Raw genomic sequence first — 15914 nt, forward strand, 5'->3', positions numbered from 1 at the left:
GGGCGCTCGTTTTATCGCAAAGCCCGACGCTTCGCGCGTCTCTCCTGATGGCGCCGGATCCGATCCGAGACCAACTCAAGGTTCGTTTCGCTAGTTTGCACGCCGGCTAATTTTACTTAATATGTCGGCCTTCGAATACCTCGAGCCGCTATTGGTCTCCACTTGCAGATTCCCTTTGCTATCCTGATCGCGCTGCTGGCGTTAACTCCCGCATTGATCATCGCAAACAATACGTTGCTCCAGCAAGTCGCCGCGGTCATCGCACTCCTGGCACTCGCTATCGCGACAGCGGCCACCCGCGGATTCGAAATACGTCAGCTCATAAAAATTGTCCGGCCGGTAGCAGTCCTGCTGGCGCTTCCTGCAATTTGGATGATCGTCCAAGCAACTCCCATTCCGGTCGGTCGCCTGACCCAACCGATCTGGGCAAGTTCGGCCAGTTATCTCCAAGCTCATGCATTTGGATATATCAGCCTTGATCAAGGCAAGACGCTCGGTTGCCTCCTGATTTATGGTTTTGGCGTCGCCATCATAATCCTCACCATTCTGCTGGCGCGTGACCGCAAGCGGGCGGAGCAGATATTGTTGACCTCAAGCGGAGTAACCGTTCTCACGGTGCTGTTACTGCTGGTGATCGAGTCAGGGCATTTTGACATCCTTAAGGGCGCTGAATCCGATCCTAAGGGTCTTCTACCCGCGATAAGTTCATTGGGAATGATTTTTTGCCTGGCGTCCGCGGCGCGGGTCGCCGAGCGACGTGCGAGCAGCTTCGGCGACAACGCGTTTTGGAAGCGGGTCCCGAGTCTGATCGTTTGTGCGATCGGTTTTTTGATCTGCTTCCTCGCGTTGGTCGCGTTCGGAAATGTCAATCTCGGCATTGTGGCCACCTGCGCGATTGTGACATTCGCTTCGGTGCAGATATTTCGCCGATTCGATGTCGCACAATGGTCAATCGATCTTTTCCTGTTACTGATCGGCGCGGCGGCGGTGGCCGCCATCTGGCATCACGCGGGCACCCCTTCGGTGCCATTCATCATTCAATTCGCCGACATGCCATCCAGCGACGCCGCGGCAACGGCAGCACGTATTTATGCGGACACCGGCCCCCTGGGAAACGGCGCGGGAACCTATGCGGCGTTGTTTCCAATGTATCGAATTGCCGGACAACCAATTCAAGGCGCTCCGACGATAGTCACGGCTCTGGCGATCGAATGGGGCCTCCCTGCCCTGCTCGTACTTCTCGTCGCGGTCTTATGGCTTGTTTCGCGCTTGGTGCACGGCGCGCTGTCTCGCGGACGCGATTCTTTCTATCCCGCCGCTGCCGCCGCCTGCACCGTGATTTTGCTCGGACAGGCGCTTTGCAGTACGACTATTTCACAGTGGTCCGTCATGCTGATTGGTGAGGTAATGATCGGATTGGGCTTGGCGCAAAGCATCAAGCGGACGGGATGAGTCGAGGCTCCTGGAAGCGACCACGGGGTAGGGCTCGATCCCTCGCCAAGCGATCAATTTCGAAGCCTGCGCCAAACAAGGACCGTTATCTGACTGGGCGCCCGAGTGCAGGGTCTGCTGCCAGGTAGGGTTATGCCCGACGCTCGGCGACCGTGGACCAGAAGTTTGGATTCCTCGGCGTCTGCATTCTCACCCACTGATATGGTACTCTCGACCACGGACGAATCGAGTGCGACAAATTGTCAAGGACAAGATCCCCGCTGCTGCTCCTCACGACCAGCACAAGATGATGCTCACCGGAACGTGTGACGACTTCGCTCAAAAGCAACGCCCTCGCCGGCCAGCCCAAGGCCAGCAATGCGGACCGCTTGGTTACCGCGTAGTCGTTGCAATCCCCGCTCGAGGGTGCGATCAGCCATTTTTCCGCTGAAAGTCCCTCGTAGTTGCGTTCTGGCACGATGTTTGCGTTGACCGATGTATTGACCTCGTTGATTTCCTGAACACGTTTTGCGGTAAGCCTGACCGGGCCGCCGCGGAAGATGAGTTTTTGTGTCCGGCACTGATCGGAGTAGCGCAAGCAAAACTGTGTATAGGCCATTGGCGCAAGGGTTGCGCGGTGAAAGGAAATATATTGCATCACAGGTGCCAAGGACGCCCTCGACATGCCGACAATGCCTGCATTCATCTCTTGCGGAATTGCCACGGTGGCCGCCACCGTGATTGCGGCAACCGATTTCAGGAACTTAGTCATTGTCGACCCCCGTTTCTTTTGGGAACCGTACAAAAGAGGATTTGATTTATCGCTCGATCGCGTAGCAGCGTTTTATTCAAAGCCGAACGAAAGCGTCTGCATTCTATTAACCACAAGGCCTCGGCAATCGATGGCGCGCCGCAACAGCGTTTGGGCCAGCAAGGGATAGCAAACGCGGAAATGTTGGACCTTCAACAAACGCTCGGGAACAGAATTCGGCCGAGTTTGCCCGGCGGGGTCAGGATCTACGCCATGGCTGACATCCATGGTCGGGCGGACTTACTTAGCCAGATGTTGACCGTCATCGACGCGGACTTGGCCCGTAGCCGGCCGCAATATCCGATACACGTGTTCCTCGGGGATTACATCGATCGCGGTCCGGAGACCTGCCGGACCATCGACATTTTAATCAGGCGCAGCCGCAATCACAAAATGGTATTCCTGAAGGGAAACCACGAAGAATATATGCTCGAGGTGATCAGGGATCCCAGCAAACTTCAGGAGTGGAAGCAATTTGGCGGCCTTCAGACCCTGCGGTCTTACGGATTGAATCCCTCCCTTAATCCGAGCGCGGAGGAGCAAGCCGATCTGATCCAGCGCCTCATCCATACGATGCCGAAATCCCATTTTCAGTTCTTACAGCGTCTGAGGCCCACCTTCTCCTGTGGCGATTTCTTTTTTGTCCATGCCGGCGTCCGCCCCGGCGTTCCGTTGAATAATCAGCAAGAGCATGATCTGTTTTGGATTCGTGACGAGTTTCTCGAAACCGACGAGGATTTCGGCAAATACATCGTGCACGGTCACAGTCCCGTTCAGGTTCCGGACATCCGGCCGAACAGAATTAATATCGATACCGGCGCCTATGCGACGGGTAACCTGACCCTCTTGACGATACAGGGCAGTCGCATGCTAGCGCTCTGAATTGCGTGCGGGCTGCGAAGGTCGAAGTGATTTGTCAGAACAAGTGCGATCATGAAATCTGCTCAAAATTTTAAGGTTGCCATATTCCTGCTGCTGGTCCCGTTGGCTGGAGCGGTGATCTTGAACTCGTGCGCTGATCTTATGCGTCCATCGCCTGTTGATTTTTTCAAAAGCAATGAACGCATTCCTTCCAAGCAAGAAATAGAAACCAGCCGTTATCTCACCATCATAGCTCCGGCGCGCACTGACCTTAAGGCCGACCTCGCCCAATCGCTTGGAATTTTGGCCCTTAAGTCCGATGCCGGATATCTGCCCAGCGTCAATCAAGATGCCCAAGTCGCTGCAAGACAAGCATTGGAAGCGGGGCCTTACGATTCGAAAATCTGGTTGATCCTGGCACTTCTCGCCATGCAGAAATCCGCGCATGACGCCCGGACATCCGACTTCTTGAAAATGTCGTATCTCACGGGGGCAAGCTCTCTCGAGTTGATTCCGACCCGGATTGCCGCAGTAAGCCAACTGGACGCCATTGGCGATACAGACCTGCAAGAACTAGCTCGCGGAGATATTCGTCTGATACTGAATCGTGTTCCGGAAATTAAACCGGTTCTGGCGAGCGCTCACCGCCATGCCTCTCCCGAAATGAAAGCGTTCATCGAAGATAGCGTTGCGACAATCGACCCACAATTTGCCGGCACCCTAAGAAATCAAGCTCGGTGACGGCTTCTCGATAATGCGGGCCCGAAGTTGGGGATCGTCGAGCTTGCCAGCAAGACAATCGCGCTTAGCGCAACCTACCGCGGATCCGGTACCGGATTATTCCATTTCGATCTTCCGTAGCTCTCGCCATCCCACGGGCGGGCAACAGTCTTGACGTCATCCCGTTCGTATTTTTCACGATCGGCCTTGATTTTCTCGCGCACCGTCATTGATTTCGGGGTATCGCAGGTTGCGCATGGTGCAGGCTCGGCCACGGCCTGGCCGGCCAGCAGAGAGCCGATTATCGTTGCGACAAAAAACTTCAACATCAAATGATCATATCAGTTCGCAAGTGCGAAGTAATGTTATTTAATCTCTCATTATTGCACTTAAATACGCCACCAACGCGATTGAGAGCTGCTTAGCACGAACATGACGTCGAAATTGCTCAAGACTTGGCTTGTCATGTTGGTCGTCAATACGGCTGTTTGTGAACGCGGCGTGACCCAGGATCAAATCGAAGGCGGACAGCCCGCCGAGGGCAGTCAGCCCGAGATTTCGCGTGACGAATGGCGATCCAAGGTGGAGGACGCGCGCCGTCGTGCTGAACAACAGAGGCGCGAAGGCATCAATCTCATTCCCCCGCAGGTGTCCGAAACCGCGATCGAAGCGGAAATGTCGCGGCGCGCGATCGAGGACGAGAGCCTGCAACCTGGGGATATCGTTTCAACCAACCGAGGCCTTTTCAAATTCAAGGGCGGCCCGCTTGAGAATCGTGGACCCGATAATTTTGAGCCGATGATTACGCCGCGTCAGCAAAGCAATAAATGAGAAGACTTGGCAGTCGACATCAGCGAGCCAGCTTGCCGAAATTGCGTGCTCAGCTTGGGTTCGGACGCGGCTAATTCTTTTTGAGCGGTGCAGAGTGGTCCGGAAACCTGCTCAACATCGCAGCCTTCAGGAACTTGAAATGCGTGATCGTGGTGGCGAGTTCCTTGAGCCGGCGTTGCCCGTTAGAAATCTCGCTTGAGAACAAATCCTGATGGTGGTTATCGAGCGCCTCACGTTCGAGGTATTCATCGGTCCCATTTCCAAAGGTCACCGCCGCACGCGCGAGTACGTCGTCGACCCGTCGATTCAGGCCCGATTGTTCCTGCTCTGCCGCGCGCAGCACATTCTCGATTGCTTCCAGAATGGAGCTTACGCGCGATCGGTCGGTTTCGGCGTCCCGATCGGCGGAACGTGCCCTAAAATCCTGATCGCCCGATCGGGATCGAATATAGTTGTGGGCGCGAGCGCGCAAGAAGAGCTGAAACATCTGCCTATGTCCGGTCCAAAATCAGGGTTGTTGAGCGCAATATGTTTTCAGGTCATCCCAACTTAGTTAATAAAGGTTAAACCCCCGGAGCGGTCGGCATAGGTTTCGACCATCCACTGCCTCCATGCCTGGTCGTGCTTGCCGTAGAGCTCCAGCCAGCGTTTCTCCCGCGTGGTGGTCGGGACTCCATTCTCGTCCCAGGCGACATGATTGCCGCTTTCATCCAGCGCCGGCAGGCTGTCCAGCCTTTCGAATTCACGGGTCTCCTCGATTGTCAAACCGATCAGGACGTGCCGCCCATCTTTGTCGACAAAATATCGCCGAGGCGAATGCTCCCTGAAATCAGTCGTCATGCCGTGAGGTTTCGTTCGTGATCCAGGGACCTGTTAGAACATCAAGGTACCGAGCGTAGGCCCATGCGGAGATGGGAACGCCGATCACGAGGAAAAGCAAGATTAAAAACCAGCCCATGAGACTGCCCAAAAAATTACCGGCTCGCCGGGATCAAGTGTCTTCGGCATGGCCGAAAAAAATGCGCGCACCAACGTGGCGTGTTGACAAAATAGAGCCAGATCTCAATCCGACAATGGGAAGCGTCCCTTAACCTAACCGCTCAACGTTACCGAGCTCTCTTGGTGGACGTTACCGAGCTCTCTTGGTGGCACTCAAGAGTGATCCATCCGGCGAGGTCGCCGCAATTTCAATGGTCGGATCGGCGCAAGCCTTCAGCCATCTTGTCGTTCTCATCGAGATAATAGCTGTGAAGCCTGCCCAGAATTAGAACGATCGCGCACACCAAAGTGGCAGCCGAGAAAACGATCATGAGTGGATTCTTTTGCGACTAGCCTGCGTGCCGCAAGGCGGAAGCGACGCAATCGTCTTCGCACTCCGCCCTGCTCCGATGCTTGGCAGCAAACTCAAAATGCGCGGCGCGGATGCCCGAACGTGGTGGCGCGCGATTCGGCAGCATATGGCGCATATAACCTCTGTCGCTCACGACGCTTGTGCGACCGCCGGACGCGCACCGCGTATCCAGAACAGAAGCCCGCGATGAATGTTAGCGACAGAATTAGCATGGTCAGCATGGGAGTCGTTCCTTGTCGCCCCGGAGCTATCTACATTCCCTAGTTGTGACGACATCATGATTTCAAACGCTGAAAATTTTGCCATCTATCAAAACCTTGTGCAGCAACGCGCCGCCGAAATAGCCACTACGCAAAATAGTAAAAACACCAAAGCACGAATCTCAAAAGCATCGAGCTGAGCAAGTACACCCATCCCGCCATCGCCAACAGCGCCAATCCCAAGAAGGCTACAGGGAAAGCCTTCTCCTTAAGCACCGCAACCGACGGGAACTTATTTGGCCTGGGGAGCATGTGGACGCTCATCTGATGAAAGCTTGGAGGTGATTTCGTCTACGGAGCAAATTCGTTGATCTCGTGGCGCAATTGTAACAACGCCTTGAATTGTCGGCGCCGGAAAAAACCGCTGCATAAATCCAGCAAGCAATAACCGCTACTCAATTCAGCAGTTAACCTGAATAATCAAGAATACTTGGCCAACGTTCCCAACCAATCGCATGTAGATTTTCTGATACCGGTGGAATGATTTTTTGGTTTCACTTAATTGTGCGTCCCGCAAATTCTAACGATGTCGCGGCCCCGCAGATTCGAAAGCTCGTGGCGCGAGCACTGAGTGTCAGTTAGCTAGCAACGCAGGATATTAACAAGCTAGCCGACTTGAATAAAGCGTCGCTGTATTTCTCGCAGGCCTCGCGATCGGCAAAGACAAATTTCAAGCGCCGGAGCCCTGTGCGGACGCCGAGCCGGAGCGCGTCCAAGCTTCAGGCCTTCGCGGAAAACATTATGATGATTGAACGACGCTGCTCGCAAATCGGTTAGGCAGGTCGTCGTTTGGCCGCTGGTTGGCGCCTCGCGCGACTGATCAGAAAATCATCTACCTTCTTGCCGGCCTTGAGTTGGGCTACCAACCAGCGCGGTTGCTTGCCTCGACCCGCCCAGGTTTCCGAAGGATCGTTTGGGTTTTGAAATTTGGGAAGGACGGGAGGATATTTCCGACGCACAGCACGGCGTTCACCAACGTGCGAAGCCGGTTGCCGAACGTTTGCCTTGCTCGGAATCAACCCGCTGGTGAGCTTCGCCAGACGTTCCTCTAATTCGCGCTTTTCCACGGCAATTCTCTCTGAAAGAATTGCGCCGACCTCCTCATGAAGCGCCCACAATTCGTCGATCGACAGCAATGATAGTTTGAACTTGTTCAACTTCACTCCCTGCCCTCCAGAATCATTTGATCGGCGGCGGATTTCCCGCATTATTTTAAGCCGACCGAGACCGGATTTCCCGCACTATTTTAAGATATTAAGCGCTGCGCGAAAATTAGGCAACCATTGCGCGATCGCGCAATGATAGATTTTATGAGTTTGAACTCGCATCCGTTGGTTTATCTACAACTTTTGAATTGGTCATCCAAGAGGCAGGGGTGATCGGCGGCACAAGGAGTTTGGAGGGCCCCGGTCTTGCTCGAAAGGCAGGTATTCTAGTGCGTTGCGCTTCGCTGACGCCGGCCTGCTATGAGCCGGGATGCGCGCTTGCTTGACCTGATCCGGTCCACTCTCAGGCATATTTCACGATGTCGGCGCTCAACCATACGCCGCAGAGTATGATTTTCCGCAAGTCGAACCGCAAGTTGCAAACGCCTGTCGCTGATCTTGCGGAGTGACAAATCGAGTTCATGGATTTCGCCCTCAATTCGGGCAGGCGTGCTAAAATCATCCTCATTTTTAAAAGCAAATTGCGAATTCATCTTCTGACCCCAAACTTCAAACGAAGCGATATACACGCGAGCTTGCGACAATACAGAGACAACCTTGAGGCAATATGGGCACGATTTTGCATGCATATTGGCACGATTTTGCATGCACAATGTGTGCCACCGTCCAATCCAATATGCGTCGTTTCTGTGACGGCCCCCACACTCTCCCCCGGAGCGATGATGACAACGCGTGCATCCGCCAACAACGCGTGCATCCGTCAATGCCGATCGGCATTTTTGCACCCCGATGTTTCATTCCGCCTTTTGCCAATCCGGCGTCCATCAAAAAATCACTGGCTCCCGTTCGACTCCGCTAGAAGAACTTTGGCCCGGTGCGATGGACGCGGGTTGGATCGAGAGGACCCCTTGCGACTTTTTCGGATGTTCGTCGCCGTACTCCTGCTGCTGTATCCCGCAACAGCCCTTGCCCAAACTGTCTGGGACATGCCGACGGAGTATCCGCAAAGCGCGATGCCCGGGCTTGGCATCACGACATTCGCAACGCGCCTCGCCGAACTCAGTTCAGGCAAGCTCCAGATCAAGCCGAGCTTCGATGCCGCTGCGGGCATTCGATCCGCCGGCATGCTGACCGCGATTGCGGCAGGCCGGGTGCAGGCCGGCGATGCGTTCGCTGGTGCGCTGGAAGCCGAGGACCCGATCTTCGCCCTGCCTTCCCTGCCGTTTCTGGTGACATCGATCGCCGAAGCGAGGCGGCTCTCCGAGCTCGCGCGGCCATACCTCGCCGCGGCATTGCAGAAGAAGGGCCAGCGACTGCTTTATCTGACGCCCTGGCCGCCAACCGGTATCTGGTCGAAGATCGCGCTGAACACCGCATCCGACCTCTCCGGTCTTTCGATCCGCACCTATGACAATATCTCGAGCGAGGTGTTTGCCAACATCGGCGCCAAGGCCGCAACTATCAGTTTTGCCGATACGATGCCGAAGCTCGCCGATGGCAGCATCAATGCCGTGCTGTCGTCGGGCGATGGCGGCGCCGGCCGCAAGCTTTGGGAATACCTGCCCTACTTCACGGCGATTAATTATTCGCTGCCGCTTTCAGTCGCGAGCATTAATCAAGCTGTTTACGACGGTCTTGACCGGGGTCTGCGGGAAGCGGTCGATACCGCCGCCAGCCAGACCGAAACTGAATTGTGGGCCGCTTTGTCGACGCGGCTGCAAGAAAACTATGCGCGCATGCGCGCGAGCGGCGTCACCATCGATTCCAATCCTGCGCCGGCAATCGTCATGGCGTTTCACGATGGAGCCGCCGCGGCGCAAAGTGCGTGGTGCGCGCGATCGGGGCCTGTCTGCCCTCAGATTCTCGACGCCTTCAACGCCGGCAGGCCGTAACGTCCTACCGGTCTCCCCCGCCGAGCATCCGCAGCGCCTCACTTCGGGGGCGCCGGGTGATGGTGCAGGAGCTACGATACACCATTTATAGCGATTTAATTATAGCCATTTATTGCAGTGAATCTAATGCTTTAGGGACACTTTCATTCAATCTTCATTTAATGTTCAGGGAACCGCTATTTTCTTAGCGCAATTTTTAATGCAGACTTGGCTTGGCGGTTGGCCGGAACTCCTAGTTTTTAGAGAGGTTTTTATGCGTGATTTTCAACAGGGTGGGTTGCCCAATTCAGCCCGCAGGCATTTCCTGGGAATTTCGGCTGCTGTGGCCGGAAGAATTGCGGCCGTCGGGGCCGCCAGTTTGCCGATCCTGGCATCGACATCCAAACGAGCGAAGGCCGAGGAGGATGATGATCATCATGGTCATGATGGTCATGATGGACATCACTGCTTCCTGCGCGGAACGCGCATTCTAACTCCGCGCGGTGAGGTTCCAATTGAAGAACTTGCCATCGGTGCTCTCGTCGAGACCCTCAACGGTCCTCTGCCGGTGAGGTGGATTGGTCGTCAAACCTTCAAGAAGACCGCGTCGCGCTGGCCTTCGAGCGTAGCTCCGATCCGGGTCGCTCGCTTTGCGCTTGACGATCAATATCCCAGTCGCGATTTGTACCTGTCCCCCACGCACAGTCTTTTCGTTGATGGGTTTCTCATTCCGGTCAAGCACCTGGTGAACGGCACATCGGTCGCGCCGGCTCAGATGGACGATCGTGAAGTGATTGAATACTTCCATATCGAATTAGAAACCCACGAAGTAGTCTTTGCCGAGGGCGCGCCTGCTGAAACGTTGCAAGTCACCACAGACCGTGAGGGCTTCGCAAATTTCGTCGAGTATGAAAGGCTGTATGGGAGTGATGAGCGGCCAGCGATGGCGCCGTTCGCCCCGCTTCTTCGTTTCTATGGTGGCCGCGCTGAACTGCAAGGACTGCTTCGACTGGCCTTGTCACCCATTGTCGACGTTCGTGATCCAATCCAAAGGGCTCGTGCTCGCATTGATGCAAGAGCCGAACTGGTGGATGTCTAAGTCGATCTGCTGAACCGAGCCAAAGGCCCCCGCTTCGCCATCCGGCGGCGGGGGCTTTTTTTAGTGGCAGCCGGCAAGCCGTGAACAAGCCTCGCGGGTGCTCACTTGGCGGTGTTGGGCGATGACGCAAGGACTGCGACCCATTTTTCGATATCGGCATGGATAAAATCGGCAAATTCCTTCGGCGAACCGCCAACGGGATCGGTGCCCTGCTGCTTTAGAGCGGCGCGAACACCCTCATTGCTCAACGCAGCGTTCGCGGCTGCCGACAATTTATCGACGATCGCAGGCGGCGTTCCGGCGGGAGCGAGAAGCCCGATCCAGATTCCGGCGTCGTAGCCCGTCATGCCTGCCTCGCTCAGCGTCGGAACATCCGGCATGATCGACGCGCGCTTGGATTGCGCCACGGCGAAGGCTTTCAGCCTGCCGGCCTCGACCTGCGGCGCCAACGTTGCAGCCACATTGAACATCAGGGTGATGCGACCCGCGAGCAGATCCGAGACGGCCTGGTTGCTTCCGCCTTGATAAGGCACCATGGGGATTTTGGTCCCGGCTTTTTCGTTGAACAGCTCGGCCGCCATGTAACTCGCCGTCGCATACCCGGAAGAGCCGAACGTCAGTGTTTCGGGCTTGCTCTTCGCCAGCGCGATCAACTCGGCCAAATTGTTGGCCGGGACCGAAGGATGCGCCACCAATACGTTGGGAACGATGCCGAGAAGCACGACCGGGGCCAGAGCCTTTGCTAGATTGAAGTTCGATTTGGTCTCGGCCGGGTTTAGTGTATTGGCGATCGTCGCCATGAAAAGCGTGTAGCCATCGGCCGGCGCGCGCGCCACGGTTTCGGCCGCAATCATGCTGCTGTTGCCGGGCCGATTTTCAATCACGATCGGCTGACCGAGATTACTTTCCATCTGCTTGCCGACCAACCGGGCCAGGATATCGGCAGCCGAGCCGGGCCCGAATCCGATCAGAATTTTGATGGGCTGGGTGGGATAGGTTTGGGCCATGACGGCGTGCGTGCTTGCAACTGAAACCACCGTCACGCCTGCGCAAAGCGCGAACATTTTGATGAAGCGGCCTAACATTTTCCTCCGGTGCGCTCCCTTGCGCGTTATTCTGTGTTTCGCTTTGTTGACGCTATAGCCTGCCGGCCCTACAGCTTGGACCAAGCCTTGCGTGAGACCAGACCGGCGGCAAGTCTTTTTTGTGCGCCCTGGGGCGAAAGGGAAGCCAGAATGCAGTCAGACCCGGAACGCCGCGCTCGCGGTGCACAAAAGATCGGTGAAATCCTTGGGCAAACGCCGGAGCAGGTCGAACGATCGCTCGGCGACGTTGCGCCTCAGCTCGCAACGTATGTGCTCGAGACGATCTACGGAGAAATCTACCAGAGCCCGACACTTGACTCGCGGACGCGCCAGATCGTCACCGTCGCGGCGCTGGCCACGCTCGGGACCGCCGCGCCGCAGTTGCGAACCCATATCGGCGGCGCACTCCGCTGCGGCGTCACGCGGGAGGAGCTCGTCGAGACCATGATGCAGCTCGTGCCCTATGTTGGCGTTGCCGCGGCCATCAATGGCGTGGCGGCCTGCCGGGAGGTTTTTGCCAACACCGACAAGAAATAGCCGATCTGGTTGGGCGACTTAGGGGGAAAAAATGGTTTGGCATAAAACGATCGGCAACGGCCCGACGAAGGTTGTCGTCATTCACGGCTGGTTCTGGGATCATCGGGTGTTTACGCCCACCTTCGACTGTCTCGACACCGCAGGCCACACCTACGCGCTCGTCGATATCAGAGGTTACGGCAACTCGCGGAATATCTCCGGCGAATATTCGATCGGCGAAGTGGCGGCGGATGCGATAGCGCTTGCCGACCAGCTCGGATGGCATGAGTTTCATGTCGTCGGCCATTCCATGGGAGGCAAGGCGGCGCAAAAGGTGGCGATGGATGCGCCGGCGCGTGTGCGATCAGTGGTGGCGGTCACCCCGGTGCCGGCTTCGGCGTTGCCGTTCGATGATGCGACATTTGGGTTCTTTGCAGCCGCCTGCGAACAGGACGAGACGGCATTGGCGCTGATGGGCGATTCGCTGGGCAACCGTGTTTCCAAAACATGGCTGGAACTGATGCTGCGGCGGGCGCGCGACACCGCAGGCCCTGCAGCGTTCAAGAGCTATATGCGCTCTTTCATCAAGGACGATTTTGCGACCGATGCGCACAAGGTGAAGGCTCCGATGCTCGTGCTGTACGGCGAGTTCGACAATGGTGTGAGCGAGGGCATGGTGCGCGCGGTCTATCCGGGACTCTATCCGCATGCGGTAATCGAGAAGATCGGCAACTCCGGGCATTACCCCATGCAGGAAACGCCGGTTTATTTTGCCACCCGGATGGAGAGCTTTATTTCCAAGACTGGATGAAGTGCGCCGCCGATATTGGCTCCGCCTATATTTCCAGCAGATGCGGGAACGGCACGATGGTCGATTTGACCGTGCGCATCGCCACAGCGTCAGCGACGGCGGTGCTGACGCCTTTCTTGTCGAAGGGATAAAGCGTCTGCATCTCGAACCAGGGGTATTTGTTCCGCGCATGGTGGAGCATCTTGACCCCCAGCGCCAGGTCGTTCTCCGTAAACGCCCAGGAGCCCATGATGGTGATGTCCTTGGCGACAAAACGATGCCAGTTGGTCTCGATCGAGCCGGCGTCGGTGAACTGCCCCATCTCGATATAGAAGCCGGAGTCGCGCAGGAATTCGATGCCTTCCGGGCCTGCCGTCGGATGGCCGGTGCAATCCATCACGAGGTCGGCGCCGAACCCGCCGACAATCTCGCGCACCCGGGCGATCCGCGCTTGTGGCGTGCGATACTCGTTGATGTCGACGGTTTCATCCGCCCCGAATTTTCGCGCCAGCGCGAGCCGCGGAGACTCCGGTGCGCCGACGCAGATCACGCGTCCGGCGCCCATCTCGCGCGCTGAGGCAATCGCCAGAATTCCGATCGGGCCGGAGCCCTGGATCACGACGGTATCGCCCCATTTGAATCCGCCCATGCGTTGCGCGCGGGCGAAGCCGCGAATGGTTGAGGTGATCGGTTCCGACAACGCGCCGAGACGCAGCGGCATGTCGTTCGGCAATTTATAAATCTTGGTTCCCGGCAACATGCCGAGGTCGACATAGACATATTCGGCGAAGCCGCCCCAGAGATGGGGCGCTTTCTCAAATCCGAGGTAGCGGCCGTAATAGACCGGCGTCTGGCACCGATTGGAATGTTCGGGAAAATGTTTGCAATAATAGCATTCGCCACAGGGCATGAACGGCGGGATCATCAGTTTGGAACCGACGCCGATCGGCTGGTCCATCCAGTCGGTCTTCAGCTCCGGCCCGATCTCGACGATCACGCCGGCCATCTCGTGGCCGAGCGTGAACGGCCAGGGCAGCGGTTTGGGCCAATGCCCTTTGAGGATATGCAGATCAGTGCCGCAGACGCCGCAGGCGCCGACCTGAATGAGCGCGGCCTTGCCCTCGACCTTCGGCCACGGCACTTCCCGGATCACGGGCTCCGCACCGGGACCGTCATAGGTCGAAACCCTTATTTTTTTCGCGTTTCCCATCGCCCCGTTTCCTTTGTTTTATTGGCGTTGGCGGCCAGATTGCGCTTGGACGCAATTCCGTTCCAGAGGAATCGCAAGCCCTGCGGTGATCTTTTTGCTTGATGCCGCGCGGAAGAGTAACTGATATTGGCTCAGAACGAGAAAAATTCAGGGCGGGAATTCGAGGAGGCGACCATGACCGGCGCAAGGCTGAAGCATTACGGCTGGGGCCGCGAAGGTGAGGGCATGAATGCCGAGGAGCAGGCCTTTGTCCTGGGCCGCTACCGCACAAAATTCTCGCGCGATAATTTCGAAACAAAAGCGCTGCCGCGGCTGGAAGATCTCAGCCTGCGCACGCCGCGCGTGACGCCGCCGGCCGCATTGGCCGCGTTCTGCACGACCGAGCGCTACGATCGCGCGGCGCATGCTTACGGAAAATCCTATCCGGATTATGTGCGCGGCATGCTCGGCGACTACGATTGCGCGCCCGACGTCGTGGCCTATCCCCGCAACGAGAGGGAGATTTCCGCTGTGATGGATTGGGCCGGAGGCGCGGCCGCCTCGCTGACGCCGTTCGGCGGCGGGTCGAGCGTCTGCGGCGGCGTCGAGCCGCGCGCCGACGGCATGCGCTACAAGGCGGCAATTACCCTCGACCTGCGCAACCTCGGCAAGGTCGTCGAGGTGGATCAGGCATCGCGGGCGGCGCTGATCGAAGGCGGCGCGTATGGTCCCTCGCTGGAAAACCAGCTCAAGCCGCATGGCGTCACGTTGCGGCATTTTCCGCAGAGCTTTGAATATTCAACGCTCGGCGGCTGGATCGCGACGCGATCGGGCGGCCACTTTGCCAGTCTCTACACCCATATCGACGATTTCGTCGAAAGCCTGCGTGTGGTGACGCCGCGCGGGATGTTGGAAACGCGCCGCTTGCCGGGCTCGGGCGCCGGGCCGAGTCCCGATCGCCTGTTGATCGGCTCGGAAGGAACGTTAGGGGTGATCTCACGCGCCTGGATGCGATTGCAACCACGCCCGAAATTCCGTGCCGGCGCATCGGTGCGTTTCGGCACGTTCTTCGCGGCGGCGCGCGCGGTGCGCGCCATCGCGCAAGCCGGCCTCTATCCATCGAATTGCCGTATCCTCGACCCACAGGAGGCCTACAACACAGGTGCTGCCGACGGCAGCGTCGCGATCATGGTGCTCGGCTTTGAATCCGGCGATCATGCGCCGGACGCCCGGATGGCGCGTGCGCTCGAATGCTGCGCCGACCATGGCGGGACGCCGGAGCCAGCTTCCGGCGACGCGCATCTCGAGGGGGCGGCCGGCATCTGGCGCAATGCATTTATTCGCATGCCCTATGCGCGCGAGTTTCTGACGCCGGCAGGAATCATCAACGACACTTTTGAAACTGCCATCACCTGGGACCGGTTCGAAAGTTTCCACGATCATGTGAAGGCGGCGACCGAGCGTGCGATCATCGAGGCGACCGGCATGAAAGGCGAGGTGACGTGCCGCTTCACCCATGTCTATCCGGACGGACCTGCGCCGTATTTTTCCTTCCACGCGCTTGGCCGCCATGGCGCGCTGCTGGAGCAATGGCAAGCAATCAAGAACGCGGCCAGCGATGCGCTGATCGAGGCCGGAGGTACGATTACCCATCACCACGCCGTCGGCCGCGATCATCGGCCCTGGTACGACCGTCAGCGTCCGGAGCTCTTTGCGTCAGCGCTTCGGGCGGCGAAAGGCGAGCTCGATCCGCATGGCATCCTCAACCCCGGTGTGCTGATTGATCCGTAGCGCTGAAGCGGTTTCAGGGTTGGGTCGAGGCGCTTATCTCAGACCGTCATCCTGAGGTGCGAGCCTTTTCGGCGAGCCTCGAAGGATGACAGCCCGTGGCCCATCCTTCGAGGCGCGCAAGAGCGCGCACCTCCCGAGTGAG

The 15914-nt window shown here is 57.5% G+C and carries 17 protein-coding genes; 10 read left to right on the forward strand and 7 right to left on the reverse strand.

Annotated elements, in window-relative coordinates; translation table 11 throughout:
* The first annotated feature begins 162 nt into the window (after positions 1-162).
* Positions 163-1452, forward strand: coding sequence for a hypothetical protein (locus B5526_RS08290; RefSeq protein WP_079537768.1), 1290 nt, complete (start codon positions 163-165; stop codon positions 1450-1452).
* Between the two features lie 130 nt (positions 1453-1582).
* Here the strand turns inward: B5526_RS08290 and B5526_RS08295 are convergent, their stop codons facing one another.
* Positions 1583-2203, reverse strand: a complete 621-nt coding sequence (locus B5526_RS08295) for a transglutaminase-like cysteine peptidase (protein ID WP_079537769.1) — start codon at positions 2201-2203, stop codon at positions 1583-1585.
* A gap of 252 nt (positions 2204-2455) precedes the next feature.
* Between B5526_RS08295 and B5526_RS08300 the strand changes: the two genes are divergently transcribed.
* The gene (locus B5526_RS08300) at positions 2456-3124 is read left to right on the forward strand and encodes a metallophosphoesterase (RefSeq protein WP_244562227.1); all 669 of its coding nucleotides are present in this window, start codon (positions 2456-2458) and stop codon (positions 3122-3124) included.
* A 51-nt stretch (positions 3125-3175) separates the two neighbouring features.
* Positions 3176-3844: a hypothetical protein gene (locus B5526_RS08305; protein ID WP_079537770.1), complete on the forward strand. Its 669-nt coding sequence runs from the start codon at positions 3176-3178 to the stop codon at positions 3842-3844.
* Between the two features lie 74 nt (positions 3845-3918).
* Here B5526_RS08305 and B5526_RS08310 read toward each other — a convergent pair whose 3' ends face one another.
* Positions 3919-4152 carry a hypothetical protein gene (locus tag B5526_RS08310; RefSeq protein WP_079537771.1) on the reverse strand — a complete coding sequence of 78 codons (234 nt, stop codon included), beginning with the start codon at positions 4150-4152 and terminating at the stop codon, positions 3919-3921.
* 103 nt (positions 4153-4255) lie between these two features.
* Here B5526_RS08310 and B5526_RS08315 point away from each other — a divergent pair, with 103 nt between their 5' ends.
* Positions 4256-4654 carry a hypothetical protein gene (locus tag B5526_RS08315; protein WP_079537772.1) on the forward strand — a complete coding sequence of 133 codons (399 nt, stop codon included), beginning with the start codon at positions 4256-4258 and terminating at the stop codon, positions 4652-4654.
* A gap of 70 nt (positions 4655-4724) precedes the next feature.
* Here B5526_RS08315 and B5526_RS08320 read toward each other — a convergent pair whose 3' ends face one another.
* The gene (locus B5526_RS08320) at positions 4725-5141 is read right to left on the reverse strand and encodes a hypothetical protein (RefSeq protein ID WP_079537773.1); all 417 of its coding nucleotides are present in this window, start codon (positions 5139-5141) and stop codon (positions 4725-4727) included.
* A 62-nt stretch (positions 5142-5203) separates the two neighbouring features.
* Positions 5204-5494: a hypothetical protein gene (locus B5526_RS08325; protein ID WP_079537774.1), complete on the reverse strand. Its 291-nt coding sequence runs from the start codon at positions 5492-5494 to the stop codon at positions 5204-5206.
* Between the two features lie 701 nt (positions 5495-6195).
* Between B5526_RS08325 and B5526_RS37490 the strand changes: the two genes are divergently transcribed.
* Positions 6196-6405: a hypothetical protein gene (locus tag B5526_RS37490; protein WP_154071205.1), complete on the forward strand. Its 210-nt coding sequence runs from the start codon at positions 6196-6198 to the stop codon at positions 6403-6405.
* A gap of 633 nt (positions 6406-7038) precedes the next feature.
* Here B5526_RS37490 and B5526_RS08330 read toward each other — a convergent pair.
* Entirely contained in the window at positions 7039-7428 is a 390-nt protein-coding gene (locus B5526_RS08330) for an H-NS family nucleoid-associated regulatory protein (protein ID WP_244562228.1), read from the reverse strand.
* A gap of 464 nt (positions 7429-7892) precedes the next feature.
* On the opposite strand from B5526_RS08330, the gene B5526_RS08335 reads away from it, so the two are divergent.
* Positions 7893-9323: a TRAP transporter substrate-binding protein gene (locus B5526_RS08335; protein ID WP_079537776.1), complete on the forward strand. Its 1431-nt coding sequence runs from the start codon at positions 7893-7895 to the stop codon at positions 9321-9323.
* 253 nt (positions 9324-9576) lie between these two features.
* The gene (locus B5526_RS08340; protein ID WP_079544800.1) at positions 9577-10401 is read left to right on the forward strand and encodes a Hint domain-containing protein; all 825 of its coding nucleotides are present in this window, start codon (positions 9577-9579) and stop codon (positions 10399-10401) included.
* A gap of 101 nt (positions 10402-10502) precedes the next feature.
* Here the strand turns inward: B5526_RS08340 and B5526_RS08345 are convergent, their stop codons facing one another.
* The gene (locus B5526_RS08345; RefSeq protein WP_079537777.1) at positions 10503-11486 is read right to left on the reverse strand and encodes a tripartite tricarboxylate transporter substrate binding protein; all 984 of its coding nucleotides are present in this window, start codon (positions 11484-11486) and stop codon (positions 10503-10505) included.
* Positions 11487-11636: 150 nt separating this feature from the next.
* Between B5526_RS08345 and B5526_RS08350 the strand changes: the two genes are divergently transcribed.
* Positions 11637-12023: a carboxymuconolactone decarboxylase family protein gene (locus B5526_RS08350; protein WP_079537778.1), complete on the forward strand. Its 387-nt coding sequence runs from the start codon at positions 11637-11639 to the stop codon at positions 12021-12023.
* Between the two features lie 31 nt (positions 12024-12054).
* Positions 12055-12813, forward strand: coding sequence for an alpha/beta fold hydrolase (locus B5526_RS08355; RefSeq protein ID WP_079537779.1), 759 nt, complete (start codon positions 12055-12057; stop codon positions 12811-12813).
* A 25-nt stretch (positions 12814-12838) separates the two neighbouring features.
* Here the strand turns inward: B5526_RS08355 and B5526_RS08360 are convergent, their stop codons facing one another.
* Positions 12839-14002 carry a zinc-binding dehydrogenase gene (locus tag B5526_RS08360; RefSeq protein WP_079537780.1) on the reverse strand — a complete coding sequence of 388 codons (1164 nt, stop codon included), beginning with the start codon at positions 14000-14002 and terminating at the stop codon, positions 12839-12841.
* 174 nt (positions 14003-14176) lie between these two features.
* Here B5526_RS08360 and B5526_RS08365 point away from each other — a divergent pair, with 174 nt between their 5' ends.
* The gene (locus B5526_RS08365) at positions 14177-15772 is read left to right on the forward strand and encodes an FAD-binding oxidoreductase (RefSeq protein WP_079544801.1); all 1596 of its coding nucleotides are present in this window, start codon (positions 14177-14179) and stop codon (positions 15770-15772) included.
* The last annotated feature ends 142 nt before the right edge of the window (positions 15773-15914 follow it).

The organism is Bradyrhizobium lablabi, assembly GCF_900141755.1.
GTDB lineage: Bacteria > Pseudomonadota > Alphaproteobacteria > Rhizobiales > Xanthobacteraceae > Bradyrhizobium > Bradyrhizobium lablabi_A.

What these genes read in the sequence shown, in the direction of transcription:
- B5526_RS08345 (WP_079537777.1), bottom strand. Translation starts at nt 11,486, where the DNA reads ATGTTAGGCCGCTTCATCAAAATGTTCGCGCTTTGCGCAGGCGTGACG.
- B5526_RS08325 (WP_079537774.1), bottom strand. Translation starts at nt 5,494, where the DNA reads ATGACGACTGATTTCAGGGAGCATTCGCCTCGGCGATATTTTGTCGAC.
- B5526_RS08340 (WP_079544800.1), top strand. Translation starts at nt 9,577, where the DNA reads ATGCGTGATTTTCAACAGGGTGGGTTGCCCAATTCAGCCCGCAGGCAT.
- B5526_RS08360 (WP_079537780.1), bottom strand. Translation starts at nt 14,002, where the DNA reads ATGGGAAACGCGAAAAAAATAAGGGTTTCGACCTATGACGGTCCCGGT.
- B5526_RS37490 (WP_154071205.1), top strand. Translation starts at nt 6,196, where the DNA reads ATGTTAGCGACAGAATTAGCATGGTCAGCATGGGAGTCGTTCCTTGTC.
- B5526_RS08300 (WP_244562227.1), top strand. Translation starts at nt 2,456, where the DNA reads ATGGCTGACATCCATGGTCGGGCGGACTTACTTAGCCAGATGTTGACC.
- B5526_RS08315 (WP_079537772.1), top strand. Translation starts at nt 4,256, where the DNA reads ATGACGTCGAAATTGCTCAAGACTTGGCTTGTCATGTTGGTCGTCAAT.
- B5526_RS08310 (WP_079537771.1), bottom strand. Translation starts at nt 4,152, where the DNA reads ATGTTGAAGTTTTTTGTCGCAACGATAATCGGCTCTCTGCTGGCCGGC.
- B5526_RS08295 (WP_079537769.1), bottom strand. Translation starts at nt 2,203, where the DNA reads ATGACTAAGTTCCTGAAATCGGTTGCCGCAATCACGGTGGCGGCCACC.
- B5526_RS08355 (WP_079537779.1), top strand. Translation starts at nt 12,055, where the DNA reads ATGGTTTGGCATAAAACGATCGGCAACGGCCCGACGAAGGTTGTCGTC.
- B5526_RS08335 (WP_079537776.1), top strand. Translation starts at nt 7,893, where the DNA reads ATGGATTTCGCCCTCAATTCGGGCAGGCGTGCTAAAATCATCCTCATT.
- B5526_RS08305 (WP_079537770.1), top strand. Translation starts at nt 3,176, where the DNA reads ATGAAATCTGCTCAAAATTTTAAGGTTGCCATATTCCTGCTGCTGGTC.
- B5526_RS08365 (WP_079544801.1), top strand. Translation starts at nt 14,177, where the DNA reads ATGACCGGCGCAAGGCTGAAGCATTACGGCTGGGGCCGCGAAGGTGAG.
- B5526_RS08320 (WP_079537773.1), bottom strand. Translation starts at nt 5,141, where the DNA reads ATGTTTCAGCTCTTCTTGCGCGCTCGCGCCCACAACTATATTCGATCC.
- B5526_RS08350 (WP_079537778.1), top strand. Translation starts at nt 11,637, where the DNA reads ATGCAGTCAGACCCGGAACGCCGCGCTCGCGGTGCACAAAAGATCGGT.